Below are 25099 nucleotides of genomic sequence, written 5' to 3'. Positions count from 1 at the left end.
CCTCTCTTCGTGCCCGATTTCTTCCCGAATCAAAACAGAAGAGGAAGTAGAAACGGCAACACGAATGACGTGAAGATGGCAGACAGACCCATCGCGGCGCCGCCTGTCGCCCCTGACAGCGGGTGTTCTGTGGCTGCTTGGGCCGTGCCGATGCCGTGGCTCAGCGTCCCGAGCGCCAATCCTCGTGTGAACGGGTCGGTCACGTTGAAGCGCGTCAGAATCGTCGGACCGAGCATGGCCCCGAGAATCCCACAAGCGACGGCGACCGACGCGGCGAGTGCGGCGTCACCTTGCAGTTGCCGCGCCAATTCCAGTGCGATTGGTGACGTCACTGATTTTACGGACAAGGCGAGCAAGACGTGGTCTGTCAATTTAAGCGCGGTCCCTAACCCGACAGCGACGAAAATTGTCGACAGCGTCCCGAGCATGATGGCCCCGAGCGCCCGTTTCGCACGCGCGAGCAAAATGGGCAAGTTGCGATAGAGTGGTAATCCGAGTGCGACCGTGGCTGGTCCAAGCAGCGTCGTGATGGCGTCTCGAGCCGGAGCGTACGCATCATACGTCTGTCCGGACAACAGCAACACCACAATCAATGTCGCCGTGCTCAAGAAGACGACGTTCGTGAACGGGGACGCCCATTTAAATGACAGTTTGCGGCTCAACATGTAGACGCCGATGGTGACGAGCACCCAAAATAACGTCATGACGCTTCACCTTCTTTTCCGGAGATGAGGGCGGTGACGATGAGGCCGACGAATAGGCTGATGATCAAGGCGGCAAAGAGCGGCACGCCCTCCGCCTTTAATAAATCACTGTACGACATGAGTCCGACCGCGATCGGGATAAAGAAGAAGGCGAGATGCTTCGTCAAAAAGCCGGCGCTGTCTTCAATCCACTCGACACGGATCAATTTGGTCATCAGTAAGAGCAGCAAGAGGACCATCCCGATGACGCTTCCGGGAACTTTTAAATCAAGCGTCGCGACAATCCAATTTCCGAGTGCGCTCAAGCCAAACAAGAGCGAAAGGCCGATCACCCATTCGATGAGACGTTGCATATGTGACATCCTTTCACGAATAAGTTCAAAACGTAAGCATCTTCTCAAGTTTCATTCATTCGGTCAAGAGAAAGGCTATATAAAAAATGATAAAGGGTACACACGTTCGGTATGATAGACTACTTGTATCATATCCGAATGAGGTGTTCGAATGGAACTTCAATCAATCAAACAGTTTATTGACCAGCACGGGCTCGAACAGGGGGATGACATCTTGGCGGCGTTCACGAAGCGCGTTAACTTGAAGCTTGAACCCCGAACGACACGAGAAGAAGTCGCAATCGGTCATTCGAAATTTGGCGGCTATCCGGATTTACCGAGTGTGTCGGACCATCCCGGAGAGAACTTGACGTTTTTGGCACAGTTCAGGCTTAGTGACTTCGCTGGATTTGAATCGGTCGAAGCGCTTCCGAAAGAAGGCATGTTATCGTTCTTCTATGATTTGGATGAACAACCGTGGGGTGACGCAGACGAACGTCACCTTTGGCGCGTCCTCTATACAGAAGCGACGACGCTTGAACGGGTACGGGTCGGCGAAGCGCTCAAGGAGCGGGCTGCCACATTCGAGGAAGGTTATGCGCAAAACGATGATGCACTGTTTGATTTGATGAGCGAAGAAGAATATACCGCTTTTGAGGAGCTGTTCGATGAGGGCGAGTTGCATGCGGTGGGCGGGCATCCGGACGAGGTGCAAAACGATGTGTTTGAAGAGATTGAAGAGACGTATGGGGAACGTTTCCGTGACCCGTTTCTCTTATTCCAAATGGATTCGAGTGAAGAACTCGACATCATGTTCGGTGACGCCGGCATCCTTTATTTCCTCATCCCGACCGACGCCCTCAAAGACAAGCGCTTTGAAGAGGCAGAAATCATCATGCAATGCTATTAAACACAAAAAGAGAGTCGACCCTATTTGGGCCAACTCTCTTTTGCGTTACGCTTGTTTTTTCTTGCGGAACCGTGCGAAGAACTCATACACGATTGGGACGATGAGGAGCGTCAACAGCGTCGAACTTGTCAATCCGCCGATGACGGTCACACCGAGACCTTTCGAGATCAAGGCGCCGCCTTCAAGGCCAAGTGCGAGCGGAGCGAGGGCACCGATTGTCGCGAGCGCCGTCATGAGAATCGGACGGAGACGTGTACCGGCTGCCTCGAGCAACGCATCACGCGTCGAGAGACCGGCCGCTTCTTTATGAATGACGCGGTCAATCAGGACGATGGCGTTCGTGACGACGATCCCAATCAACATAAGCGCACCGATCAAGGCTGATACCGAAATCGTTTCGCCTGTGATGAGTAGGGCGACAAGTCCCCCGATAATCGCATAAGGAAGCGAGAACAGGACGACGAACGGTGTGACGGCACCGCCGAACGTGATGACGAGCACCAAGTAGACGATGGCGACGGCCGCGAGCATGGCGAGACCGAGCTGGGTGAACGATTCTTGAATCTGTTCAGTGACCCCACCGACGTCATAAGAGACGCCAGTCGGGAGCTCGATGTCAGACACACGTTCTTCGATAGCAGCCGAAGCTTCCGTCGCTTTGTCCGTGCTGAGCTCGACGTTGACGCGAGCGAGGAGCTTCCCGTCGCGTTGGACGAGCGTATCCGGTGTCGTACCTTCCTCGACTTCGATGAAGTCCGAGATTGGCCGAGGGCCGAACGGCGTCGTCACTTCTTGTTCTTGCAACTCTTCGATGCTGTCGTACGTGACTTGTTCTGTCGGGATGATGACATCGAGTTGCTTGTCATCGATCGTCACGGTCGAAAGCGGGCTTTCTTGCGCTTGGAACTGTCCAATCGTCTGGGCGAGCTGAGCGGCCGAGACGCCTGCCTCAGCAGTAGCTTGCTGGTCGACGTTGAACGTGTACTGCACGTAAGATTCGCGAAGATCGGACGTCGCTTGACGGACGTAATCCGTCTCTTCTTCAATCGTCTCGATGAATGTCGGGACGATGGCTTCTAGATCTTCGAGCGAGTTGGCATAGACGTTGTACGTCACGCCACTCGTGCCGGCGCCGCCGGCGAAGTCTTGCTCTTTCCATTCCCCGCCTGTAGCGAGTTCGTTCAAGCGTTCGACGTCAGCGATTTTGACGTCAGCGAAATCTTCTGTGTCCGGGTCATACTGGACGATGAAAATCCCTTGTTTGTTGTTCCCCGGGTTGAGCGGGTTCTCGCCACCGACCGTGAATTGGACGTCGGTCGCGTCTGCTTGCTCTTCCATGAAATAAGTTTCGGCGATTTCAGCTGCCGCAATCGAATCGTCGAGTGTTTGGCCCGGTTCTGGGTCGAACGTGACGTAAAGCGTCTTCTCCGACTCTTGGTTCAAGAAGTTGACCCCGATGGCTGGGACGAGGGCGAAACTTCCGATTAAGAGTGCTGTCGCGAGACCGAAGACGACGAGTTTATGGTTGAGCGACCAGTTGAGGACGCCACGATACCATTGCGCGAGCTTCCCTGGTCCTTCTTCTGGTTTCAATTTATCGCGGTTCTTAAAGAACGAGTCGGCCATCATCGGTACGACCGTGATCGCGACGAGTAATGACGCGAGCAAGGCGAAGACGACGGTCAAGGCGAACGGTAAGAACAGCTCACCGACGAAGCCAGTGACGAACCCGAGCGGCAAGAAGACAGCGATTGTGACGATCGTCGACGACGCGATCGGAATGAACACTTCTTTCGTCGAGGCGATAATCAGTTCTTTGCCTCGCAACGTCTCGTTCGGACGGGTGAGGCGGCGGTAAATGTTCTCAATGACGACGATGGAGTCGTCGACGACGCGTCCGATGGCGACGGTCATCGCGCCGAGCGTCATGATGTTAAGCGTGATGTCGAGCTGTTTCAAGACGATCAATGCCATAAGGAGCGAGAGCGGAATCGAGATGACCGCAATAATCGTCGAGCGGAAGTTACGAAGGAACACGAGAATGATCAAGATGGCGAACAAGCCACCGAGCAACGCTTTCGAGACCATCGTCTCGACCGATTCTTCAATCGGTTGACCTTGGTCGAGCGTGACCGATACTTTGGCCGTGTCATAGTCGGCTTCGAAGTCGGCGAGCACGTCTTTGACGGCGTTGACGACGTCGACGGTGTTCGCATCTTGTGTTTTCGTCACTTGAATCCCGATGGAACGTTCCCCGTTCGACCGTGAAATCGATTCCTCGATCCCGCGGTCTTCAATCGTCGCGAGTTCGCTCAAGGCGACGGTCGGGACAGTCGTCGGGATGTTGGCTGGTGGCACGGCACCTGGCACTTCAGTCGGGACTTGTGGAGTCTCGCCAGTCGGAAGTTCTGTTGACGCACCTGGCACCGGCTGTTCCGTTTGTGCGGGTGAGTACGGGATTTGGAGGTCGCGGAACGCTTCGAGCGTCTCCGACTTCCCGTCGATGACGACGGCTTGTTCCGTATCACCGAGTTCATACAAGCCGAGCGCGATGCGGGCATCGTTCGCTTGAATCAACTGTTTGACCGTGTCTTCCGTCAAGTTGTATTCGGCAAGTGCCTCCTCATCGAACTGAAGCTCGACGCGACGAATCTCTTGTCCGGCGATTTGCACGGTCTGAGCGCCTTCTACACCTTCAAGCGCTGGTTGTAACTCATCTTCGACCAATTTCGTCAATTCAGCCAAATCGAGACTCTCATCCGAGACGGCTGCCCCGATGACCGGGAACGCGTCAAAGCTGAGACGCGACACCTGCGGGTCTTGGACGGCTTCAGGCAACTCGACGTTGCTGAGCGCGTCTTTGACCAGTTGTTCAGCCTCTTCCATGTCGGTGCTGAAGTCGTAATCGATTTGAATGTTTGAAGCGTTCTGGAACGAAGACGAACGAACTTGTTCGACACCGTTCAAGCTCTTCAAGCGTTCTTCGAGCACGGTGCTCACTTCGTCGAGCACTTGTTCAGGTGAGGCTCCTGGATAAATCGTCGTCACCGAGACGGTCGGTGTCGTGATGTCAGGCAATGTTTCTAGTTTCATCGTCAAGCCGGCGAAAATTCCGGCGGCTGTCAAGATGATCGTCATCAACCAGACTGCGAACTTGTTGTTGACGGAGAAGGACGTGATTTTCTGCATGGGATTCATTTCTCCTCTGAGGGCTTAGTCTGTTTTACCCGAATCGATATTCCGGGCTCGCTCGATCAAGCGAGCGATAATGTCGTGTTTTAAGGCAGGCGGGGCGACGCCGACGTTGAAGTGCTCGGACATCATCATGCCTTCGAGTGCATAACGGATAATCATCGTCTCAACGGGGTCGCTCGTCTGTTGAAACTGAGCGAAGAACGTGTCGAGGTCGTGCTTCCATCGTTCCGCGTACTCTTGGTCGACCGCGAACAACGTCAAGAAAGCGATCATTTTCTCGGCGTCGATGTGGATCGGTGAACGCTCCGGATGGAGTTTTGTCTCGTCAAACAGGCGGACGAACGCTTCGACAGGACCGTTGCCGTCCGCTTGAAGCGACTCGTACAAATCGTTTTGTTCGGTTTGGAGCCGTTCGACGATGGCGGTCAGCAGCGCTTCTTTGGATGGATAATGATACAGGAGACCACCTTTCGAGACGCCAGCTGTCTTGGCGACTTCATCTAATGTAAGATGATGCACACCATGCTCCATGATGATATCCGTCGCGGCATCCAACAATTTTTGTTTCGTGATCATTGATCGGTTTGTCATGTCATGCCTCCTTTCTGTACCGACCAGACGGTTTGTTCTCTTTCACTATAGGGGGCTAGTCATTTTGAAGTCAAGAAATGATGATGTTAAAACTGTTAAGTTATGTACCTATAACTGCAGTAAACGATTTCAAAAAAGGTTGACGTGAGAATGATTATCAGTGATGATATTAACTGAGAGTAATTATCATTACCAATAATAGATATGAATAAGTGGGGGATTATGAAATGAACAAAAAGTACATGGCACTCGGCCTTTCGGCTGCGCTCACGACATCACTTCTTGCGGCTTGCGCCAGCACAGAAGAAACGACGACTTCAAGCGACAACGAGACAGCAGAAGAGTCAAAAGTCGTCAACGTTTACTCGAGCCGTCACTATGATGTAGATAAAGAGCTTTACAAGCAGTTCGAAGAAGAGACAGGCGTGAAAGTTAATGTCGTTGAAGGGAAGAGCGATGAGTTGCTCGAGCGTTTGAACACAGAAGGCGACAATACAGAAGCCGATCTCTTCATCACAGCGGATGCAGGGAACTTGTATCAAGCGAAAGAAGCGGGACACCTGCAAGCGGTCGATAGCGACGTGCTTGAGTCGAACGTTCCGGAGAAATACCGTGACACGGACAACGAATGGTTCGGTCTCACGAAACGGGCGCGTGTCATCGTCTACGCGAAAGACCGCGTGAAACCAGAAGACTTGTCAACGTATGAAGCACTCACGGAAGAGCAGTGGAACGGCAAAGTACTCGTCCGTCCGTCTGAGAACATGTACAACATCTCGCTCCTCGCCTCATTCATTGAAGTGAACGGTGTCGACCAGGCAAAAGAGTGGGCGAAAGGCATGGTCAACAACTTTGCACGCGACCCACAAGGGAACGACCGTGACCAAGCGAAAGCAGTCGTGGCCGGTGAAGGTGATGTCGCCATTATGAACACCTACTACATGGGTCTCATGTTGAATTCGGAAGATGCGGAAGAGAAGAAAGTCGCTGAACAACTTGGCGTCTTCTTCCCGAACCAAGATACGACGGGGACACACGTGAACATCTCAGGAATCGCGATGACGAAAGCCTCGAAGAACTCAGAGAACGCGAAGAAGCTCATGGAGTTCATGTCTGATCCGTCGGCACAAGAGCAGTTCGCGAGCGTAAACTACGAGTATCCAGTAAATGAATCGGTTGAACCGAACGAACTCCTTAAATCATGGGGTGAGTTCAAAGAGCAGGACATCAACTTGTCTGTCCTCGGTGAAAACCAGCAAGAAGCCATCCGCGTCTTCAACGAAGCGGGCTGGAAATAAGAAGACTTCGGCTTGAACAGACGTTCAGGCCGAAGATTTTTGCGTTTCTCGACACGCTAGCGGTATAACGAGAGCGTTGAACCTGATATGATGGGACAGGAAGTGACTGAACGAAAGAAGAACGGGAGTTGTACGACATGAACTGGTACGCGCTGAAACGACAACTGAATGGATGGGCCATCCTCAGCTTTATCGCGCTCTTGTTCATCGTCCTGCCAGGCGTCGTCGTCTTGGTCGAACTATTCGCACCGGTCAATGACAACTGGCAACACATCCGCGAGTATTTGTTGCCGACTTACGTACGCAATACCCTGTTCATCATGCTTGCGACCGGCCTGCTGACGACGATTATCGGGACGAGCTTAGCTTGGTTCGTCACGGTATACGACTTCCCGTTCCGTAAGTTCTTCAAATGGGCGCTCATCTTACCGCTCGCCATCCCGCCTTATATCGGGGGATACACGTATCACGGGATTTTGAACTATACGGGCGTCATCCAGACGACGCTACGCAATGAGTTCGGCATCACCGTCGACCAGACGTATTTCAACATCATGACGATTCAAGGAACGGTGTTCATCTTCACGCTGTTCTTGTATCCATACATTTACACGATCACGCGGGCTTTCTTGCACAACCAATCGTCCTCGATGATTGAGAACGCCCGCATCCTCGGCCGCGGCTCATGGGATATCTTCTTCACCGTCGTCATCCCGATTTCGCGTGTCGCCATCATCGGCGGGGTCAGCCTCGTGTTGATGGAAGTATTGAACGACTATGGGGTCGTCAAATACTTCGGGATTCAAACGTTCAGTACGGCCATCTTCAGTACGTGGTTCGGGATGAAAGATACGTCCTCGGCGCTGAAACTCGCCGGGACGCTCATGATTCTCGTCATCGCCATCTTGACGATGGAACGGCTCGTCCGAGGTCGGAAGCAGTTCAGCTATGCGACGACGAAAGTGAAGCCGCTCAAACCGAGACAATTGAACGGGTGGCACCGCTACGCCGTATTCGGCTACGTGGCGACCATCTTCGCTATCGCGTTTCTCATCCCGTTCGTGCAACTCGTCGCTTGGACGGTGTTGACGTTCGAGCAAGTGTTCACGGCCGAGTTTTTCCGCCTCGTCTGGAACACGGTGAGCGTGGCGTTCATCGCGACCGTAATCATTCTCGTGTTCGCGCTCATCATCGCGAACTACACGCGCCTGTTTCCGTCGAACATGACACGCGTCATCTCGAAAGTGACGACGCTCGGCTATTCGATTCCGGGAGCGGCCATCGCCATCGCCGTCATCACGTTGTTCTTGCTGCTTGACGAGTGGGTGCTGAACGTGGCGCTCGCGCTCGATTTGGGGCAGACGTTCGTGTTTAGGACGACGCTCATCATGCTCATTTTCGCCTACGTCATCCGCTTCCTCGCCATCGGCTATAACTCGATTGAGAGCGGATTTGAGAAAGTCGGGAAGTCGTTCACGGAAGCGTCGCGCATGCTCGGGTGGGGGACGGTACAGACGTTCTTCCGGGTCGATATCCCGATGATTAAAGGGGCGATCATGAGCGCGTTCATCCTCGTCTTTATCGATATTATGAAAGAATTGCCGCTGACGCTGTTTTTACAGCCATTCAATTTTTCGACGCTCGCCACACAGGCGTTCAAATATGTCAGTGACGAGAAGATACATGAGGCAGCGCTCGCCTCAATCGTCATCGTGCTCATGAGCGGACTGTTGATCTTTGTGTTCCATAAGGTGCTTGATAAGGAGGCCGACTAATGTTTGTTCAAATCAACGATTTACACTTCAGCTATAAAGGTGCGCAAGCCGAGACGATTAAAGGATTCTCAATCTCGATCACGAAAGGTGAAATCGTCTCGCTTCTCGGTGACAGCGGTTCTGGGAAGAGTACGATTTTACGCCTCATCGCAGGGCTTGAGATGCCGAATCAAGGCGTCGTCGTCGTTAACGACTGTGTCTGTTGCGACGATTGCCAGTTCATGCCGCCTGAACAGCGTGGTGTCGGGATGGTGTTCCAAGACTATGCGCTCTTCCCGCATATGACCGTTGAGAAGAACATCCGCTTCGGTCTGCATAAATTGAGCCGGAAAGAGCGGAACGAGCGTGTCGAAGAGATGCTGACGCTCGTAAACCTGTCCGAGTTCCGTCACCGCTATCCGTATGAGCTCAGTGGTGGTCAGCAACAGCGTGTCGCGCTCGCGCGTGCGCTCGCACCGAAACCATCGCTCCTCATTTTAGATGAGCCGTTCAGCAACTTGGACACGTCGCTCCAACATCGCATTCGGGACGATTTGCGCCGCCTCCTCAAACAGACGGGGACGACGACGATCTTCGTTACCCACGATGAAGAGGACGCGGAGGCGCTCGCTGACCGTATCGTCTATCTCGGCGAAGGCAAAATCAAAAAACAGATCATGACGGAGAACAATAAGACGTTCAACCCGCAGATTCCGTGTTTCGTCTAAACGAAAAAGCATTCCTCATCGAGGGATGCTTTTTTGCTTGAAGTTGCAAGTTGATAAAAAGCACCCACAGATGGCGGTCTGTGGGTGCTTCGATCATCACTTCGTCTGTGCGGAAGGACTCGACTCGTTCCCGAGTTGATCGATCGCTGTCACGTAATACGCTGCCTGCTCGTTCGTGACTTCGATGCTCTTCCGGGCGTGCGACGGGATACTTTCGATATGTGTCGCTTCACCGTCGACCATTTCGTAGACGCGATAGCCGATGACGGCGTCGTCACGGACGGCGTGCCACGTCAATAAGTTCCCGCGGAGTTCGACGCTCGTCGGTGCGTCGAGTTCGACTGTCGACTTGATCTCGCTATCGACGAGTTCGGTGTAGACGACGAAACGTTGGTCATAGCCGCCGTCTCCGAAGGTGCCGGAACACGTGATCAAGTTCAAATGCCGACTCGACGTAGCACCGAAAATTGCTTCGATCGGGGCGTTGCTCGTGTCATAACTCTCTGTCTTTGTGACACGAAACCGCAACGTGTTACCGGTCTCGTCGATAATCGTCACGGCATCGCCTGTCTTCAGCTGATCGAGTTCATAGAAGACGGCGGGGCCGGTCTTGCTGTCGACGTGTCCGGCGATGACGGCGTTGCCTTTACTGCCGGGTTTGACGCCCGGTTCGAACCAACCGACTTGGTTCTCGTCTTTTGGGACGCCCATCTGTCCATTGTCGAGCACACCGACTTGTTCAATCGCGGTGTCGACGTCAATGGTTGGGATTTGAAGTTGGACGGGTGTCGCGGCCTTGGCACTTTCCTCTTCCTCGGCTAATCGGAGCTTCTTCACCTCTTCCTGTAGAAGTGAGAATTCAGCCGATAAATCTGGGCTCTCCTCTATTTGTTTTTCTTCTACAGGTGGTGACGACGATTCTTGGGCGCTCGTCCACGTCCAGAAGCCAAAACAAAAGAGAGAGAGCGCCAGAAACAAATGGCGCTTGTTCATGGGGCTCCCTCCTTATTGATTATTGAACAGATTGTTTACGGTTACGAAGCGTTACAAAGGCGAGCAAGATTCCGCCAAGTACAGCAAGGCCAGCGTAGAGCGTGTTCATTGATTGTTCTTGTGCACCACCGAGACCTGTTTCAGGCATCTCTTCAGGCATTGTTGTTTCAGCGAACTTGTCAGGCATTTGTGTCACGATCGCGTTACCGAGTGTCTCACCAACACCGAACATGAACGCGTATCCTTCACGGAATGACATCCAAGCGGCATCCGCGTCACCAGCTACATACTGATCGAACGTTTGAAGCACGAGGGCCTCATGTTGTTTGATGGCTTCTTGGCCAGCTTCTTGTGGCAAGTTACCTTCTGTCGCTGCATCGAGGAATGTGCTGAAATCGACAGCGAACTGGTCGAGCTTCATGCGTGCTTCTTCAATTTTAGCTTCATCGCCTTCGAGTGTAGCGGCAACGATGTCACCTTGGGCTGTGATGTGGTTCCCGTTCCATACTTTTTCGAATTGGGCCGCACCTTCATCACCGTAGACTGAACCGATGGCTGCTTTGAAATCGAGTGTGTTCTGATCTTCAGCCCAGCTCACGTAGTCGAAGTCTTCTGCTTGATCGTAGCCTTTTTGCATGCCGATTGCTGCGAGTGCGAAGTGTTCACCAGCAAGGCTGTTCAATGTTGAACGAAGCTCGACGGCTGGTGTGTCAGCAGCAGTTTCAAATTTGTCAGGCATCTGTGTGACGATTGCGCCTGAGAGGGCTTTACTGATGTCGAACATGAGCTTGTACCCTTCACGGTACGTCATGTATGCCGACTCGTAGTCACCTGCGACATAGTTGTCGAATACTGAGAGAACTTGGTCTTCGTGAAGCTCAAGTACGTCAGCAGCAGCGTCTTTCGGTAAGTTACCTTCTGTTGCTGCATCAAGGAATGTTGAGAACTCTTCGACGAATTCGTCGACCTCAGCTTCAGCGTCAGCACGAAGCTCTTTGTCTTCTGATTTAGCCGCTTCAACGAAGTCAGCTGAGTAGTCGTTGTGACCAGCGAAGATGTCTTCGAACTGGGCTGCGCCCTCATCTCCATAAATTGAAGCGATGGCCGGTGTCATGTCGAGTGCGTTTTGATCGAGTGCCTTCATCGCGACTTCAGCGTCTGGTGCTCCATCATATGCTTTCATCATCGATGTGACGGCTAAGACGTAATGCTCAGACAGTAATTGGTCGAGCGTGGCTCGTAAGTCACCTGCTGGTGTGCTTGCTGTCGGTGCGTGATCCGCTGCCTGTGCATTCAATGGTACGAGTAAGCCGAGTGCGAGTGCCGGTGCTACAATCTTGTTCATTGTTTTCTTCTTCATGGGTAATCGCTCCTTTTTTTGAGTGGTTGTCGTTGTTTACACCCATCTAACGGAGCGGTTCAAAAAATGGATCACTCTTTTTTTATTTTTTTTCGTTTTTTTGTTGAAGTGTGCGATAAACCCCTGGTGCGACGCCATATTTTCGTTTAAAGATACGATGAAAATATGGATAGGAGCGGAATCCAGACAGCTCGGCAATCCGTTCGAGAGAGTGTTGGGTATACTGCATCTGTTCTTCGGCGAGCTGGAGTCGAATCGATTGAGCATAGGCGACAATCGTCATACCGGTCACTTCTTTAAATAAGTGGACGGTCCGCGATACACTGAGCCCGACCGCGTCGGCGACGTCCGCCACTTTGAAGTCGCTTGTAACGTTTCCTTCTATATAACGCATCATGCGTGACACGACAGGTGGTCGCACGTTTGCTTGCACTTCTTGGACTGAACGGTCGAGCATGAGGAGCAAGGCTTCAATCAGTGTTTCAATCAAGTCCGGACTTTGTTCAGTCGTCGGGCGTCGCGCCTCTTCGGTGATATGCTGCCAGAGTGACAACAAGCGAGGGTCGATCGAGATGGACGTGATGCGGGAACGATCGACCGCCACCCACCATGCATCGAGGGTCAGACCGTCACAGAAAAGATGATAATCCCCGCTTGCCGGGGTATCGACATGCAGTTCGTACGCGTCACCAGGTTTAACGAGCAACAGGTCGCCAGGCCGTGCCGTATACGTCTTCCCATTGACGACGATGCGCGCCGTGCCTTCTGTTTGCAAGCGAATCAAATACGTCTCCAACCGATTGGGAAAAGGAAAAGTATAGGTCGTTGTATGATACGAATAGCCACAAAAGCCAATTTCCATCGAATCATCCTTTCTTAATAGCAAAATCGTGCATATTTTCATCATATCATGGATAGAAATCAAGGCGACGAGCGGGTACGATGAAATCGACAGAACGTATGAGGAGGATGAAACATGAAACAATGGTGGAAAGAAGCGGTCGTCTATCAAATTTACCCGCGTAGCTTTAATGACTCGAACGGTGACGGGATTGGGGACATCCCTGGAATCACTGAGAAGATGTCGTATTTGGCGGAACTCGGCATCGATGTCATCTGGCTATCGCCGGTGTACGATTCACCGAACGACGACAACGGATACGACATCCGCGATTACCGGGCCATCATGGATGAGTTCGGAACGATGGACGATTTCGATGCGATGCTCGAAGAAGCGCATCGTCACGGCATCAAAATCATGATGGACCTCGTCGTCAACCATTCGTCGGACGAACACCAATGGTTCATGGAATCGCGATCCTCAAAAGACAGCCCGTACCGAGACTACTACATTTGGAAAAAAGGCGAGAACGGTCAGCCACCGACGAACTGGGGTGCTTTCTTCGGAGGGAGTGCCTGGCAATACGATGAGGCGAGCGACGAATACTACTTGCATCTGTTCAGCAAAAAGCAACCAGACTTGAACTGGGAGTCGGAGACGTTGCGCCGTGAAGTATACGATTTGATGACGTACTGGCTCGACAAAGGGGTCGACGGTTTCCGAATGGACGTCATCAACATGATCTCGAAAGATCCGAGCTACCCAGACGGCGAGACGCGGGGGACGGGTTACGGGGACGGCACACCGTTCTTCTTCAATGGGCCGCGCATCCATGAGTTCATGCAGGAGATGAATCGTGAGGTCCTGTCGAAATACGATACGATCACGGTCGGTGAGATGCCGGGCGTCAGCGTCGACGAGGCGAAGCTTTATACGGGAGAAGGTCGTGACGAGTTGAACATGGTGTTCCATTTCGAACACGTCGACGTCGGCAACGGCAGTTTCGGCAAATGGAATCCGACGGACTGGAAGTTGACGGACTTGAAGACAATCTTCTCGCGTTGGCAAGAAGGTCTTGAAGAAGATGGCTGGAACAGTCTCTACTGGAGCAACCATGACCAACCGCGAGCCATCTCACGATTCGGGAACGACTCGGACGAGTATCGTGTTGTCTCTGGCAAGATGCTGGCGACGCTCCTGCACATGCTGAAAGGGACGCCATACATCTATCAAGGTGAAGAGTTCGGGATGACGAACGTGGCGTTCGACTCGATTGATGAGTACCGTGACATCGAGACGCTCAACGCGTATCGGGATTACACGACGAATGGCTTGTTGACGCATGATGAGATTTTCCGCGGTATTCACGCACGTGGGCGCGACAACTCGCGGACACCGGTCCAGTGGTCGGCCGAACCGCAAGGCGGATTCACGTCCGGAACGCCGTGGATCGGGGTCAACCCGAACTATATGACCGTGAACGCGGAAGCGGCGCGGCGTGATTCGGACTCGCTCTTCCATTATTATCGCCAGTTGATTCAGCTCCGGAAACAAAATCCGATCGTTGTCTACGGGAAGTATGAACTGTTACTCCCAGACGATGAAGCGGTATACGCCTTCACTCGAACGTTCGAAAGGGAGACGTGGCTCGTGCTCTGCAACTTCTCAGCTGAGACGGTGACACGCGAACTCCCGTATGACGTGACAGAACGTGTCATCGGGAACATGGAACCGATCGAACCGTTCACGCTTCGTCCGTACGAAGCGCAAGTGTATAAAGTGTGACGAAAAAAACTCGCCTCCTTGGCGAGTTTTTGTTGTGTCGTTAGTAAAGATGACCCATTTCGGGAATAAGGATAGTAGAGTCTGACCGAAAGGGGGAAACACGATGAATACGTTAATTGCTTATTCGACCCGCTACGGGACGAGTGAGAAAGTCGCCCATCTGTTGGCGGAGCGGCTTCCGGGAGACGTCCACATTCAAAACGTGGTCGAAGCACCGGACGTCGAGTGGGGGACGGTCGACCATGTGATTGTCGGCAGCTCAATCCGGATGGGCAAAATTCAAGACGAGATGACGGCTTGGCTGCACATCAACGAAGCTCAATTGCTCAAACGACCGCTCGGCCTCTATTTATGTGCCGGTACGCCGACCCCAGCCGAACGGCAACGGGAGCTCGAGGACGCGTATCGAGAAGTGTTGCGTGCACACGCTTATTTTGTCGAGGTCGTCGGCAACGGCTATGATTTCGAGCGGATGGGCTTTCTCGACAAAGCCATCGTCCGCATGATGGCAAAACAGACGGTGAGTTCGCTCAATTTAGACGAGACGATGCTCGATGAACTCGTCGAGGCGGCTCAAACATCGTTGCGTACACGGTCTGAGAACCCGTAAGCAAACAAGTCGTGAGCCTCGATTGGACTACTCGTGGAGATGAGCACATCTCCACTTTTTTGTTCGCCTTCGATTCGCTGGAGCGTAATATTCGTCAACTGGCCACCAATTTTCAATGCGACCGGGGCCGAGTTGCGACAGATAACGTCCTCGATCGTGACGTGGTCGGTCCGGTTATCGCCGCCGAACAGTTCAATGTCGGCCCGACCCGATGCAAATCCGCTCGTCGCAATCCGTTTCAAACGTACGTTGCGAGATTTATATTGGACGGCGAGGGCTGGATTGGCGCGATAATCGTAATCCGGATTGCCGATGGCCGTAAATCCATGAATCAAAACGTCCTGATACGCCGACACGACGAGGCTGCGTGCCGAAGATTTCGTATACAGCTTCGAGCGGACCGGTTCCATCGAGACGAGGTTCGTCCCTGAAAGGAAGCGTGCCGTCTTCGACTGTGGGTCATCGGCCAAGTGATGGCTGATGTGACGGAAATTGAACGACCGATTGTCGTGATACGAGAAGTGTCCGAATATGTGGACGTCGTGAGCGGCTGAAGACGTCCCGTGCGCTTTCACTTCGACGCCCCCGAAACAACCTTCGCTCATATTATTGACGAGTGTGACGTGGCGTGACCCGTCATCAATCTCGATCCCGTTTGAGTTCGAGAAGCCATGGGCGTGGGTGCGTCCATGTGGATGATGGCAGTAACAGTTCGTGATATAGAGGGCGTCGCTATGATGGGTCGTAATGCCGTCGTCCCCGTAATTCGTCGCTTCGCAATGGTCGAGCCACACGTACCGGCTCCCTTTTTTGGCGCGAAGCCCGTCCCCTAAGTAATGATAATGAGGAGACGTGATATCGAAGGCATGGAGTCCAGCGTTTTTCGCCGTGACATGGTGAATCCAACCGAATTTGACGTGCGCGAACGTCAATGCGCTCGAAGCGGTATCGCCACTCGAGGTCCGGTCGACGTCACCGAGGCGCTCCACGTTCCAGTCGAGCGTCAAATGTGCGACTTCAATATGGTGGTTTCCGGCGAACGGGGTTGCATTTCGAAGCAACCGTCGATGTTTCGGAGCTCGGTCCGAGAGCTTGATGATCGTTTCCTGCTGGCTTGCCCCTTCAAGCACACAGTTCGACGGGATGCGGATGCCGCGGACGACATACACGCCGGCCGGCACGTGGACGTGGCGGTTTGACCGGAGGGCGAGCCGGAAAGCGAGCGTGCAATCCGTCAAACCATCCCCGACGGCCCCGTAGTCGGTGACGTCGACATGTTGGCGTGTCGCTTGTCTCAAGTTCAAGTGCTCGGCGTCGAGCCGGCGCATCCACACCGGGCGGACGATTCCATCGATCGTCTCGAGCGGCAAGGAACTTGTCACTGGGACGATGCGTTCGGTCATCGGCAGGTGAGAGAGATAGGTTTTCGCTTGGTCGGGATAGTGAGCCTGTCGTGTCGTCTCATGCCAATCAAGTGTTTCTTTCAATAGATCACCGAGCGCCCAGTTCGAATGGTGGGCGATGGTGGCAGCGATATTCGAGCGATCAATGTGTGCGGTCATATGGTTCATCCTCCTAGCGTTCACTACAATTGAATGTACCCGTTTTAAAAGTATTTTTAGCAAACCGAAGTATTTAGTAGACAGAAGCATTTATCCATGGTATATTCTATATGTGCTTAATTAAGAATAGCTGGAAACATAATTCACAAAACGCTTTGGATTATTTTTCGTTTAAGATAATCCTAGAGGTTTGTGATTTTTTATTGGTCAGTTTTTTCTAGTAAGGCACTACTAGAACGCACAGCGTTTATTTCAGGAGGGTTCATTATGAACACAGGTAAAGTAAAATGGTTTAACTCAGAAAAAGGTTACGGCTTCATCGAAATGGAAGGCGGAGACGACGTATTCGTACACTTCTCAGCAATCCAAGGCGACGGCTTCAAGACACTTGAAGAAGGCCAAGCAGTAACTTTCGAAATCACTGACGGAGCTCGTGGACCACAAGCTTCTAACGTTGAAAAAATCTAATCTTCCTTTCTAAGGAATTTTATAACCTGCTCGCTTCGGCGAGCAGGTTTTTTGTTGTCCGCGTGTTTAATCACTTGTCCCAGGGGAATCAATATACGAGTGACTACCACAAGGAGGTTTTTCAGAATGGATGCAATGCAAACGGCAAAACAGATTTTAGATCATAGTAACGTAGGGACAATGGCAACGGTTTATAAAGGGAAGCCGCACAGCCGTTATATGACATTTTTCCATGATGACTTGACGCTCTACACCGCAACTTCGAAAGAAACGGATAAAGTGGATGAACTGAAAAATAATCCGTATACGCATATTTTGATTGGCTATGACGGGGACGGCGTCGGGGATACGTACCTCGAGATTTTAGGCGAGACGAGTGTATCTGACGATGAATCGATGAAAGAAAAGGTATGGAACGAGAAACTCGAAGGTTGGTTCGACGGTCCGGATGATCCAAAACTCGTCATCTTAAAAATCTCGCCGCAATCGATGCGCGTGATGAATAAAAAAGGACAGCCGCCTCAAGAAGTGAACCTGTAATTCAAACAAAGACGTCCCGAGTGGGCGTCTTTTGTAATTGACCAATTTCCAAAAAGTGACTGACCTGTGACACACATATGAACGAAACGTGAACTTTTGTCCTAACCTATGTGAAAAGATGAACATGGATGGTATATTGTGAATGTAATCACATATAAGTCATCATTCACTCATTCTAAGGAGGAATTATCATGTTCACAAAATTTTGGCAGAACCACAACGTCGCCACCGGTATTTTGACAGTCCTTCGCGTCTGGCTCGGCTATCACTGGCTCACAGCAGGTTGGGGCAAAATCACAGGCGGATTTGGTTCAGAAGGATATCTTCAAAACGCAGCTTCTCTCGCCACGGGTGATCACCCAGCCGTTGCCGGTTGGTGGGCAGCATTCCTTGAAAACTTCGCCATCCCGAACGCAGCCTTGTTCGATGTGTTGATCCCATACGGTGAATTCCTAGTCGGTCTTGGACTCTTAGTGGGTGCCCTCACACGTAGCGCAGCCTTCTTCGGTCTCGTCATGAACATGGCGTTCTTGCTCTCAGGTACGGTCAGCACGAACCCGACGATGTTAATCGTATCAGTCCTCATTCTCGTCGCAGGCTACAATGCTGGTAAACTTGGCGTCGATGGATTGTTCCTTCGCAAGTTCGTGGAAACAAAAGTCATGCATCGTTCACCAAATCGTCAAATAGCGTAACGACTTTATGACGTTCTCCTGTGACAAACCTCACCACTTTCGGCTACGATGAACGTAGCATCGATTGAAAAGGAGAACGAATATGAACGCGACACATTTTAAATGGCTCGGATACACAGAAGGAGTGTCTTTCTTACTCTTGTTGCTCATCGCGATGCCGCTCAAGTATTTGGCGGGCATGCCGCTCGCTGTCAGCATCGTCGGCGCGGCCCATGGTTTCCTGTTCGTCGCTTACGTGGCGGCAGCCGTCTATATGGCATGGCGTTTCAACTGGGGCTTCAAAGTGTTGGTCCTCGCCGTCATGGCGTCGGTCATCCCACTCGGACCGTTCTTGTTAGAGAAACGCGTCCTTCCATCAACAGAAAAGACATCGAACTGAAAAACGTTCGATGTCTTTTTGTGTTCACGCACTTTCTGCTTTCGCTGACACATTTGCTTTTTCGGCAGAGATGTCGTGACGGATCCGATACATCGCGAACAACGTGATGGTGAGCAGGCAGAGCATACAAATCGTATAGAGTGAAGCGACCGGCATCCATTCGCTCAATAGGCCAAACACGATGAATCCGAACGGTGTGATGCCCATGGCGAGGGATTCGAGAACACCGATCACGCGACCGAGATAACCTGGTTCCGTGTTCGTCTGTAAATAGAGCTGAATGGGGATATTGATGCGGATGATGAAGAATCCGCTTAAACGGATGTGGGGAGAAGTTAATCCCGTTTATACGTGAAGCCGTCGAAAAGCTCCCAGAAGGATTCTACCGGACGCATTTGACCGAACTATTACAAAAAATCAAGGGCTGACGCGTCAGCCCTTGAACGTTTGAATGAGTGTCCCTTTGCCGTCCTCGACTTGAATCGAGGCGTGGGCACCGTTGATGAGTGTCATTTGCGGCGGGACGTGCCCGCAATCGATATCGTAAATGACAGGTACGTCGAGCAATTCCTGCAGTTCCGTATACACGTCTTCTGCCGTGTAGCCTTGGACGGGCTGTTGGGCCGCACTGCGCCCGAACAAAATGCCAGACGTATGATCAAACCAACCGGCCCACTTCATTTGAAGCAGGGTCCGTTTGAGTGCCGTAACATCGAGCTCGGCGTTCTCGAAATACCAAAGAATCGGCTCCCCGTCCAAATGGGTCTGGTGGAACGTGGCGACATCTCCATACGGTGTGCCGATGGTATGCAACAAGACGTCGATACAGCCGCCGAGCAATCGTCCGGTCGCCTCTGTCCCGCCGAGTGATTTCCACTCCGTCGGTTCGGTCAAATGATAGACGTGCGGGCTTGGGTTCTCATGCTGCCACTCTTTTTGGAACTGTTCCGAGGCGAGCTGGATGACCGTCTCGCCTTCTTTTGCTGATACGACGTCGAGCCAACGCGAGCTTGTCGCGTCCCATTCTTCGCCGCGTAGGTCGACAAGGTTCGTCCCGTGGGCCGAAGCGATACCGGTCTTGAGCGTGTACACGAATAGGAATAAGCTGACGTCAGAATAGCCGAGCATCCATTTCGGTGGGAGCGCGTCCCAGTCGATAGCGTCTAGCAACTCAATCAAGAGGACGCCGCCCCATGGCGGGATAATCAAATCGATCCCATCATCGTGGAACAACCGCGTCAATTCATCGGCCCGGACTTTTGCCGGTGCCGATTTCGCCTTGTCTTGCGTCCAGACCGATGACTCGAATTGGAGCGTGAACCCATGGCGGGTGAATGTCGCCTCGGCCTCATGGAGCAGTCCATGTAATTCAGCGGGAACGCCAGACGAAGGGGCCGTCACACCGAAGTGATGTCCGGTCAATTGTGGATAACGAATCATGTGAGCCTCCTGTGGATAAGTGATAGATGGGAATGCGGGAACGGGTTATCCACATGTGGACAATTATTTTTGACGCATACGTTCTGCGTGTTGGATGCCCCAAGCGTTCATCGTCTCGAGCACCGGAATCAACGTCTTCCCATACTCGCTCAAGCGATAGTCCACACGAGGCGGAACTTCGGGATAGACGGTGCGGATGATGATGTCTTGCTCCTCTAAATCGCGAAGCTGTGCCGTCAAAATCTTTTGACTGATATTTGGGAGCGAGCGTTTCAATTCGCTGAACCGTAACGTGTCCCCATTAATGAGCGCGAGTAAAATCGACGGTTTCCATTTCCCCGTGATCAGCTCGAGCGCGGTATCGACTTCGCAACTTGAAATCAATGGCATCAGTCTCACTCCTCTCTATAGTATCCTTGAGGTAACTATACCACCTTTTTGTGCCGTCTTCTGTCGATTCTACTTAGCGGGTATACTGAGAAAGAGGTGATCAAGGATGAACTTAACAAACATTAAACTCGGCGCCGTCACATTGCGCGTCAGCGATTTAGAAACGATGAAAACATATTATGAGCGCGTCATCGGAATGGATGTACTCGAGACGTCAGAACATCGCGTCACGCTCGGAACGAAGGAAATGGCGCTCGTCGTCTTACATGAAGTGAGCGGCGTGCGTCCAAATCCACGAACAGCTGGCTTGTTCCATATGGCGATCCTATTGCCAAACCGCGTCGAACTCGGACGGATCCTTCGTCATTTGATTGAACAACGGATTGAAGTCGGACAAGGCGACCATTTGGTCAGTGAGGCGTTCTATTTGAGCGACCCGGAAGGTAACGGCATCGAGCTCTACGCCGATCGTCCCCGCGAGCAGTGGGAATATGAAGCGAACGGTCATGTGAAGATGTCGACGGACCCGGTTGAATATGAATCGATGCTCGAGGCGGCGGCCGACCGTCCGTTCACGGGTCTTCCGAACGGGACGACGATGGGGCATGTCCACTTCAAAGTACGTTCCCTAGAAGCGGCAAAATTATTCTATCAAAATCGTCTCGGTTTCAAGGTGACGACCGATTCGTATCCGGGCGCCTTATTTTTAGCGGCCGACGGGTATCATCACCACATTGGCGCGAACGTCTGGGCCCGACCAAGCCAGCCGATGGGACAAGAGGCCGGTCTGGAGGCGTGGACGCTCTTGGTCGATACGGCCACGAATCGCGAACTCGGCGGGACGACATCGGAATGGTCGCTCACCGATGACGACGGCATCACGGTCAATATAAAAAGCGTGGACTAATGTCCGCGCTTTTTTAGCGTGCTGAAATTTTCTTTTGACTCGAATCAAACGAGAGGCGAATGCCGCGTTTTTGATACGCTTGTTCGACACGTTTTGAATTGATACTGAGCTCAAGATGAGCGAGTTTCAAGTGTTCGAGTTCTGGCACCGTGACATCGAGACGGACGAGCTCCATGTTGCGCTCGGCCTTTTTACGTGTGCGTCTCAAGTTACGGGGCACTTCTTCTGACGTCAGTGCCGCGATCGTTTCATTGATTAATTGTCGTTTGTCGCCTTTGACGCTTAGCGCCGTATAGAGCTTATCAAGCGAACCAAAGCGTTTGATCAACTGGACCGATTGGCTTTCGTCCAATCCGGCCACAGGTGGAATCCCGTCTGAACGGTCTCCTGTCAATGCTTTGACTGCTGAGAGCTGTTTTGGCTTCAATCCCTCGTACAATGCCGCAATCTCCTCAGGGCGAATCTCGAGATGTCGCTTGAGCGGGAGCGGGCGATTGTCTTTGATGTCGCAACGAGCCTGCATTTGTTGCAGCTCTTGCGTTTGAAGCCAGACGGTGATGCGTGGGCTCACGAGCTGAAGCAAGTCCTTGTCTTTCGTCATGATGACGACAGGGGCGCTACAGCTGAACTTCCGAGCGATATGAGCAATCAAATCTTCACCTTCATAGCCTTCGACTTGATATTGCGGAATGCCGCTCTCTTCAAGCAATTGGCGCATGAGTTCCATTTGTGCTTTCAACTCGGGTGGTGTCTGGCGGCGACGGCGTTTATAGCCTGGATAGAGCTCGCGGCGCCATAATGTTTCACGTGAGACGTCCCACACGACGACGAAATGAGTCGGACGATGTCTGCGTAGAATCGTCCGGATGAGGCCGGTCATACCGATGACGGCACTCCGATCGTTTTTAGATACCTCGCGTCCTTTTTTCGTTCGGCTCGCGGCGGCACCATAGTAGGCACTGGCCAGCATGGAGTTTCCGTCAATTAAAAATAGTTTACGTTCCATGCGTAACCTTCTTTCTGTAGTTGTTGGACCGAACATTGATGAACTGTTCGGTGATGTTGTGTCAATGAGTGACACGCACTCAAATTAGCAACATATGTGCAGTATATCACGACAAGACATGAAAATATAGCGACAGTTCGACCGCTCCACGAAAAGCCCTCCCCGAAAAATCAGGGAGGGCGGTCCATTGAGTCAGTCGAGTTCAGGTTGAATCTCGTCTTTATGGGCTAAAATCAAATCGACGAAAACGACGCGGTGATTGTCGATTTCACGGACGATCAGTTCATGTTCGCCCGGTAAGACGAACCGTTCACCGGTGCGGGCATTCGCTTTTTGCGATAAGACGAAACCGCCGATTGTATCGACGTCATCTTCGATTTCGATGCCGAACCGTTCTTCAATCTCTTGCGTCAAGACGAGACCGGACAAGCGGTAATGACCGGGTGTGACCTCGGTGATTTCAGCCTGTTCGTCACGGTCGAACTCGTCACGAATCTCTCCGACGATTTCCTCGAGGATGTCCTCGATCGTGAGAAGACCGGCCGTACCGCCGTACTCATCGATGACGAGACACATCATCGTCCGCGCGTTCTGCATTTTCACCATCGCTTCTTGGAGCGGTGTGAATTCCGTCACGAGCGGCAGCTGATGAATGAACGTCTCGAACGGGGCATCACTTTTGACGAGTTGAGCGGTAAATAATTGTTTGGCGTTGATGAAGCCAAGCACGTCATCGCGGTCGCCATCACGCGTGACCGGATAACGGGTGTATTGATGTTCTTGGACGGTAGCGATAATCGTCTCAATCGAGTCTTCTTCGTCGATGGTCACCATGTTCATTCGTGGGACCATCGCGTCCTTGGCGATTCGTTCGTCGAAGGAGAAGATGTTTTGAACGTAGGCGAGCTCATTCTCGTTGATTTCTCCGCTGCGGAAGCTCTCGGTCATGATGATCTTAAGTTCTTCTTCCGAGTGCGCCGTCTCTTGTGCGGTCGTCTGCACGCCGAACAAGCGCAACGTCAACCGGGCCGTCCCGTTCAACACATGGATAAACGGATACAGTAATTTCGTGAAGAAATAGAGCGGTCGGGCGACGAGTAACGTCAAGCGTTCGGCTTCATGCACAGCAAGCGTTTTCGGGACGAGTTCCCCGATGACGACGTGTAAGAAGGCAATCAGCAAGAAGGCAATCAAGAAAGATAGGATGGTCGCGAGCGACGATGAGACGTTCAAGCGGTCGACGAGCGGTTGAATCATCCCTTCGATTTGGTCCGCACCAATCCAGCCTAGCCCGAGGGCGGCGAGTGTGATGCCAAACTGTGAGGCCGATAGCGAGTCATCGAGATTCTCAATCACTTTCTTGGCGACAGAGGCCCGTCGGTTCCCCTCGAGCACGAGTTGGTCGAGTCGGGCCCCGCGCACTTTAACGATGGAGAATTCAGCCGCCACGAAAAAGGCGGTCATAAAAATGAGCAAGGCGACGATCAATAAGCTGAGTAACATGGGACTGTCCAAAAATTCCCCCAAAAATCGGGGAGTCACCTCCATTAACGTTAAGTCGTATGTCGTTCAGGAGAATCCCTGAAAACGAATAGTTTGTTTCAGTATAGTGGATTTACCAAAAATATTCAAAAAACAGGCGGAAAGGTTTCGACAAGAGGGGAATGAGGGAACTACAAATCGAGAAGAGACGAAGGAGGAATTGATATGGCTAACTATCCAGAACTAAAAGGAAAAGTCGCGGTCATCACCGGAAGTTCGAAGGGACTCGGGCGAGCAATCGCGGAACGGTACGCGAAAGAAGGGGTCCATGTCGTCCTGAACTATCGTAGTAGCGAGGACGAGATGAACAAGGTCATTGAAGGCATCGAGGCCGCTGGCGGGAAAGCGGTCGCGGTCAAAGGGGACGTCGCGGAAGAGGGTCTCGCCGAGAAGATGATTGAAACGGCCGTATCGGAGTTCGGGAAGATGGACATTTTCGTCAACAATGCCGGCGTACAGGTCGAGGCGAAGACGCACGAGATGGAGCTCGATAACTGGAAGAAAATCATCGACACGAATTTGACGGGAACGTTCCTCGGTGTACGTGCCGCCCTCAAATACTTTGTCGACCATGAGATTCAAGGAAACATCATCAACATGTCATCGGTGCACGAAGTGATTCCACGTCCAGGCTATACGCATTATGCGGCGAGTAAAGGTGGCGTGAAGATGTTCACGAAATCGGTCGCCCTCGAGTACGCACCGAACAAGATTCGTGTCAACGGCATCGCACCAGGCGCCATCGACACACCAATCAATGAAGAGACGATGCAAGACCCTGAAGAGAAGAAAGGGCTCGAGGCGCTCATCCCGACCCATGAAATCGGTCGTCCGGAACAGATTGCGGCCGTTGCGGCATGGCTTGCTTCAGACGAGTCATCATACGTCACCGGCGCGACGATTTTCGCGGACGGGGGCTTGTCGCTCTATCCATCATTCGGTCCTGAAAATAAAGTGCAATGACAAAAGGGAGGCTCCGCTGAACTGCTCCCCGTCAAGTAGACAGGGCAAATAATGAAAACCGGACTATGCGGCTTGAGACCTGTATTCGACAGGGCTCAAGCCGTTT

At 52.3% G+C, this 25099-nt stretch carries 25 protein-coding genes; 12 read left to right on the top strand and 13 right to left on the bottom strand.

Going from position 1 to position 25099, the window contains the following annotated elements; all coding sequences use genetic code 11:
* Nucleotides 1-29: 29 nt before the first annotated feature.
* Both KNP71_RS08905 and KNP71_RS08900 read right to left on the bottom strand, forming a co-directional pair.
* Nucleotides 30-704 (bottom strand): LrgB family protein, encoded by a 675-nt coding sequence (locus KNP71_RS08905; protein WP_214830497.1) that lies wholly within the window; start codon nucleotides 702-704, stop codon nucleotides 30-32.
* The gene (locus tag KNP71_RS08900) at nucleotides 701-1057 is read right to left on the bottom strand and encodes a CidA/LrgA family protein (RefSeq protein ID WP_214830495.1); all 357 of its coding nucleotides are present in this window, start codon (nucleotides 1055-1057) and stop codon (nucleotides 701-703) included. The genes KNP71_RS08905 and KNP71_RS08900 overlap by 4 nt, the downstream gene beginning before the upstream one ends.
* Before the next feature lie 151 nt (nucleotides 1058-1208).
* On the opposite strand from KNP71_RS08900, the gene KNP71_RS08895 reads away from it, so the two are divergent.
* The gene (locus KNP71_RS08895; RefSeq protein ID WP_214830493.1) at nucleotides 1209-1946 is read left to right on the top strand and encodes a YwqG family protein; all 738 of its coding nucleotides are present in this window, start codon (nucleotides 1209-1211) and stop codon (nucleotides 1944-1946) included.
* Between the two features lie 45 nt (nucleotides 1947-1991).
* Here the strand turns inward: KNP71_RS08895 and KNP71_RS08890 are convergent, their stop codons facing one another.
* Nucleotides 1992-5135 (bottom strand): efflux RND transporter permease subunit, encoded by a 3144-nt coding sequence (locus KNP71_RS08890; protein WP_214830491.1) that lies wholly within the window; start codon nucleotides 5133-5135, stop codon nucleotides 1992-1994.
* 24 nt (nucleotides 5136-5159) lie between these two features.
* Nucleotides 5160-5732, bottom strand: coding sequence for a TetR/AcrR family transcriptional regulator (locus KNP71_RS08885; RefSeq protein WP_214718539.1), 573 nt, complete (start codon nucleotides 5730-5732; stop codon nucleotides 5160-5162).
* Nucleotides 5733-5959: 227 nt separating this feature from the next.
* Between KNP71_RS08885 and KNP71_RS08880 the strand changes: the two genes are divergently transcribed.
* From KNP71_RS08880 to KNP71_RS08870, 3 genes are all read left to right on the top strand, one after another.
* Nucleotides 5960-7030, top strand: a complete 1071-nt coding sequence (locus tag KNP71_RS08880; RefSeq protein WP_214830489.1) for a Fe(3+) ABC transporter substrate-binding protein — start codon at nucleotides 5960-5962, stop codon at nucleotides 7028-7030.
* A 137-nt stretch (nucleotides 7031-7167) separates the two neighbouring features.
* Entirely contained in the window at nucleotides 7168-8805 is a 1638-nt protein-coding gene (locus tag KNP71_RS08875; protein WP_214830488.1) for an ABC transporter permease, read from the top strand.
* Nucleotides 8805-9512, top strand: coding sequence for an ABC transporter ATP-binding protein (locus KNP71_RS08870; protein ID WP_021068048.1), 708 nt, complete (start codon nucleotides 8805-8807; stop codon nucleotides 9510-9512). The genes KNP71_RS08875 and KNP71_RS08870 overlap by 1 nt, the downstream gene beginning before the upstream one ends.
* 96 nt (nucleotides 9513-9608) lie before the next feature.
* Here the strand turns inward: KNP71_RS08870 and KNP71_RS08865 are convergent, their stop codons facing one another.
* From KNP71_RS08865 to KNP71_RS08855, 3 genes are all read right to left on the bottom strand, one after another.
* The gene (locus KNP71_RS08865) at nucleotides 9609-10505 is read right to left on the bottom strand and encodes a class F sortase (RefSeq protein ID WP_029596309.1); all 897 of its coding nucleotides are present in this window, start codon (nucleotides 10503-10505) and stop codon (nucleotides 9609-9611) included.
* A gap of 19 nt (nucleotides 10506-10524) precedes the next feature.
* Complete coding sequence (locus tag KNP71_RS08860; RefSeq protein ID WP_214756408.1) at nucleotides 10525-11865, bottom strand: globin family protein; 1341 nt, start codon at nucleotides 11863-11865, stop codon at nucleotides 10525-10527.
* Nucleotides 11866-11947: 82 nt separating this feature from the next.
* The gene (locus KNP71_RS08855; RefSeq protein ID WP_035385701.1) at nucleotides 11948-12727 is read right to left on the bottom strand and encodes a helix-turn-helix domain-containing protein; all 780 of its coding nucleotides are present in this window, start codon (nucleotides 12725-12727) and stop codon (nucleotides 11948-11950) included.
* A 114-nt stretch (nucleotides 12728-12841) separates the two neighbouring features.
* Between KNP71_RS08855 and KNP71_RS08850 the strand changes: the two genes are divergently transcribed.
* Together KNP71_RS08850 and KNP71_RS08845 are read left to right on the top strand one after the other, a co-directional pair.
* The gene (locus tag KNP71_RS08850) at nucleotides 12842-14491 is read left to right on the top strand and encodes a glycoside hydrolase family 13 protein (RefSeq protein WP_214830487.1); all 1650 of its coding nucleotides are present in this window, start codon (nucleotides 12842-12844) and stop codon (nucleotides 14489-14491) included.
* Between the two features lie 103 nt (nucleotides 14492-14594).
* The gene (locus KNP71_RS08845; protein WP_021068053.1) at nucleotides 14595-15101 is read left to right on the top strand and encodes a flavodoxin domain-containing protein; all 507 of its coding nucleotides are present in this window, start codon (nucleotides 14595-14597) and stop codon (nucleotides 15099-15101) included.
* Here the strand turns inward: KNP71_RS08845 and KNP71_RS08840 are convergent.
* Nucleotides 15065-16663: a glycoside hydrolase family 55 protein gene (locus tag KNP71_RS08840; RefSeq protein WP_029596305.1), complete on the bottom strand. Its 1599-nt coding sequence runs from the start codon at nucleotides 16661-16663 to the stop codon at nucleotides 15065-15067. The genes KNP71_RS08845 and KNP71_RS08840 overlap by 37 nt on opposite strands.
* A 267-nt stretch (nucleotides 16664-16930) precedes the next feature.
* On the opposite strand from KNP71_RS08840, the gene KNP71_RS08835 reads away from it, so the two are divergent.
* The 4 genes from KNP71_RS08835 (at nucleotide 16931) to KNP71_RS08820 (ending at nucleotide 18745) form a co-directional block, all read left to right on the top strand.
* Nucleotides 16931-17131: a cold-shock protein gene (locus KNP71_RS08835; RefSeq protein ID WP_016507985.1), complete on the top strand. Its 201-nt coding sequence runs from the start codon at nucleotides 16931-16933 to the stop codon at nucleotides 17129-17131.
* A gap of 126 nt (nucleotides 17132-17257) precedes the next feature.
* Nucleotides 17258-17671: a pyridoxamine 5'-phosphate oxidase family protein gene (locus tag KNP71_RS08830; RefSeq protein ID WP_131471649.1), complete on the top strand. Its 414-nt coding sequence runs from the start codon at nucleotides 17258-17260 to the stop codon at nucleotides 17669-17671.
* A 191-nt stretch (nucleotides 17672-17862) separates the two neighbouring features.
* Entirely contained in the window at nucleotides 17863-18366 is a 504-nt protein-coding gene (locus KNP71_RS08825) for a DoxX family protein (protein WP_029596303.1), read from the top strand.
* 82 nt (nucleotides 18367-18448) lie between these two features.
* Entirely contained in the window at nucleotides 18449-18745 is a 297-nt protein-coding gene (locus tag KNP71_RS08820) for a DUF3817 domain-containing protein (RefSeq protein ID WP_029596302.1), read from the top strand.
* Nucleotides 18746-18769: 24 nt separating this feature from the next.
* Here KNP71_RS08820 and KNP71_RS08815 read toward each other — a convergent pair whose 3' ends face one another.
* The 3 genes from KNP71_RS08815 to KNP71_RS08805 form a co-directional block, all read right to left on the bottom strand.
* On the bottom strand, nucleotides 18770-18979 hold the full coding sequence (locus KNP71_RS08815; RefSeq protein WP_242678974.1) for a hypothetical protein: 210 nt from the start codon (nucleotides 18977-18979) through the stop codon (nucleotides 18770-18772).
* Nucleotides 18980-19177: 198 nt separating this feature from the next.
* Complete coding sequence (locus tag KNP71_RS08810; RefSeq protein WP_214756406.1) at nucleotides 19178-20185, bottom strand: S66 family peptidase; 1008 nt, start codon at nucleotides 20183-20185, stop codon at nucleotides 19178-19180.
* A 63-nt stretch (nucleotides 20186-20248) separates the two neighbouring features.
* The gene (locus KNP71_RS08805; RefSeq protein WP_021068061.1) at nucleotides 20249-20575 is read right to left on the bottom strand and encodes a winged helix-turn-helix transcriptional regulator; all 327 of its coding nucleotides are present in this window, start codon (nucleotides 20573-20575) and stop codon (nucleotides 20249-20251) included.
* A 106-nt stretch (nucleotides 20576-20681) separates the two neighbouring features.
* Here KNP71_RS08805 and KNP71_RS08800 point away from each other — a divergent pair, with 106 nt between their 5' ends.
* A complete protein-coding gene (locus tag KNP71_RS08800) occupies nucleotides 20682-21482 on the top strand; it encodes a VOC family protein (RefSeq protein WP_029596298.1) in 801 nt (266 codons plus the stop codon).
* 13 nt (nucleotides 21483-21495) lie between these two features.
* On the opposite strand, the gene KNP71_RS08795 is transcribed toward KNP71_RS08800, so the two are convergent.
* Both KNP71_RS08795 and KNP71_RS08790 read right to left on the bottom strand, forming a co-directional pair.
* The gene (locus KNP71_RS08795) at nucleotides 21496-22488 is read right to left on the bottom strand and encodes a 5'-3' exonuclease (RefSeq protein WP_021068063.1); all 993 of its coding nucleotides are present in this window, start codon (nucleotides 22486-22488) and stop codon (nucleotides 21496-21498) included.
* A gap of 192 nt (nucleotides 22489-22680) precedes the next feature.
* Nucleotides 22681-24003 carry a hemolysin family protein gene (locus tag KNP71_RS08790; protein WP_034797473.1) on the bottom strand — a complete coding sequence of 441 codons (1323 nt, stop codon included), beginning with the start codon at nucleotides 24001-24003 and terminating at the stop codon, nucleotides 22681-22683.
* Nucleotides 24004-24195: 192 nt separating this feature from the next.
* Here KNP71_RS08790 and KNP71_RS08785 point away from each other — a divergent pair, with 192 nt between their 5' ends.
* Nucleotides 24196-24993: a glucose 1-dehydrogenase gene (locus KNP71_RS08785; protein WP_029596296.1), complete on the top strand. Its 798-nt coding sequence runs from the start codon at nucleotides 24196-24198 to the stop codon at nucleotides 24991-24993.
* The last annotated feature ends 106 nt before the right edge of the window (nucleotides 24994-25099 follow it).

Origin of the sequence: Exiguobacterium sp. s56, from assembly GCF_018618255.1 — a bacterium.
Lineage (GTDB): Bacteria > Bacillota > Bacilli > Exiguobacteriales > Exiguobacteriaceae > Exiguobacterium > Exiguobacterium chiriqhucha.
The sequence above is the reverse complement of the archived record's forward strand: the minus strand, read 5'-3'. Positions and strand labels throughout refer to the sequence as shown.

Excerpts from the sequence above, each read along its gene's own strand:
- KNP71_RS08905 (WP_214830497.1), bottom strand. The coding sequence starts at position 704 with ATGACGTTATTTTGGGTGCTCGTCACCATCGGCGTCTACATGTTGAGC.
- KNP71_RS08900 (WP_214830495.1), bottom strand. The coding sequence starts at position 1,057 with ATGCAACGTCTCATCGAATGGGTGATCGGCCTTTCGCTCTTGTTTGGC.
- KNP71_RS08895 (WP_214830493.1), top strand. The coding sequence starts at position 1,209 with ATGGAACTTCAATCAATCAAACAGTTTATTGACCAGCACGGGCTCGAA.
- KNP71_RS08890 (WP_214830491.1), bottom strand. The coding sequence starts at position 5,135 with ATGCAGAAAATCACGTCCTTCTCCGTCAACAACAAGTTCGCAGTCTGG.
- KNP71_RS08885 (WP_214718539.1), bottom strand. The coding sequence starts at position 5,732 with ATGACAAACCGATCAATGATCACGAAACAAAAATTGTTGGATGCCGCG.
- KNP71_RS08880 (WP_214830489.1), top strand. The coding sequence starts at position 5,960 with ATGAACAAAAAGTACATGGCACTCGGCCTTTCGGCTGCGCTCACGACA.
- KNP71_RS08875 (WP_214830488.1), top strand. The coding sequence starts at position 7,168 with ATGAACTGGTACGCGCTGAAACGACAACTGAATGGATGGGCCATCCTC.
- KNP71_RS08870 (WP_021068048.1), top strand. The coding sequence starts at position 8,805 with ATGTTTGTTCAAATCAACGATTTACACTTCAGCTATAAAGGTGCGCAA.
- KNP71_RS08865 (WP_029596309.1), bottom strand. The coding sequence starts at position 10,505 with ATGAACAAGCGCCATTTGTTTCTGGCGCTCTCTCTCTTTTGTTTTGGC.
- KNP71_RS08860 (WP_214756408.1), bottom strand. The coding sequence starts at position 11,865 with ATGAAGAAGAAAACAATGAACAAGATTGTAGCACCGGCACTCGCACTC.
- KNP71_RS08855 (WP_035385701.1), bottom strand. The coding sequence starts at position 12,727 with ATGGAAATTGGCTTTTGTGGCTATTCGTATCATACAACGACCTATACT.
- KNP71_RS08850 (WP_214830487.1), top strand. The coding sequence starts at position 12,842 with ATGAAACAATGGTGGAAAGAAGCGGTCGTCTATCAAATTTACCCGCGT.
- KNP71_RS08845 (WP_021068053.1), top strand. The coding sequence starts at position 14,595 with ATGAATACGTTAATTGCTTATTCGACCCGCTACGGGACGAGTGAGAAA.
- KNP71_RS08840 (WP_029596305.1), bottom strand. The coding sequence starts at position 16,663 with ATGACCGCACACATTGATCGCTCGAATATCGCTGCCACCATCGCCCAC.
- KNP71_RS08835 (WP_016507985.1), top strand. The coding sequence starts at position 16,931 with ATGAACACAGGTAAAGTAAAATGGTTTAACTCAGAAAAAGGTTACGGC.
- KNP71_RS08830 (WP_131471649.1), top strand. The coding sequence starts at position 17,258 with ATGGATGCAATGCAAACGGCAAAACAGATTTTAGATCATAGTAACGTA.
- KNP71_RS08825 (WP_029596303.1), top strand. The coding sequence starts at position 17,863 with ATGTTCACAAAATTTTGGCAGAACCACAACGTCGCCACCGGTATTTTG.
- KNP71_RS08820 (WP_029596302.1), top strand. The coding sequence starts at position 18,449 with ATGAACGCGACACATTTTAAATGGCTCGGATACACAGAAGGAGTGTCT.
- KNP71_RS08810 (WP_214756406.1), bottom strand. The coding sequence starts at position 20,185 with ATGATTCGTTATCCACAATTGACCGGACATCACTTCGGTGTGACGGCC.
- KNP71_RS08805 (WP_021068061.1), bottom strand. The coding sequence starts at position 20,575 with ATGCCATTGATTTCAAGTTGCGAAGTCGATACCGCGCTCGAGCTGATC.
- KNP71_RS08800 (WP_029596298.1), top strand. The coding sequence starts at position 20,682 with ATGAACTTAACAAACATTAAACTCGGCGCCGTCACATTGCGCGTCAGC.
- KNP71_RS08795 (WP_021068063.1), bottom strand. The coding sequence starts at position 22,488 with ATGGAACGTAAACTATTTTTAATTGACGGAAACTCCATGCTGGCCAGT.
- KNP71_RS08785 (WP_029596296.1), top strand. The coding sequence starts at position 24,196 with ATGGCTAACTATCCAGAACTAAAAGGAAAAGTCGCGGTCATCACCGGA.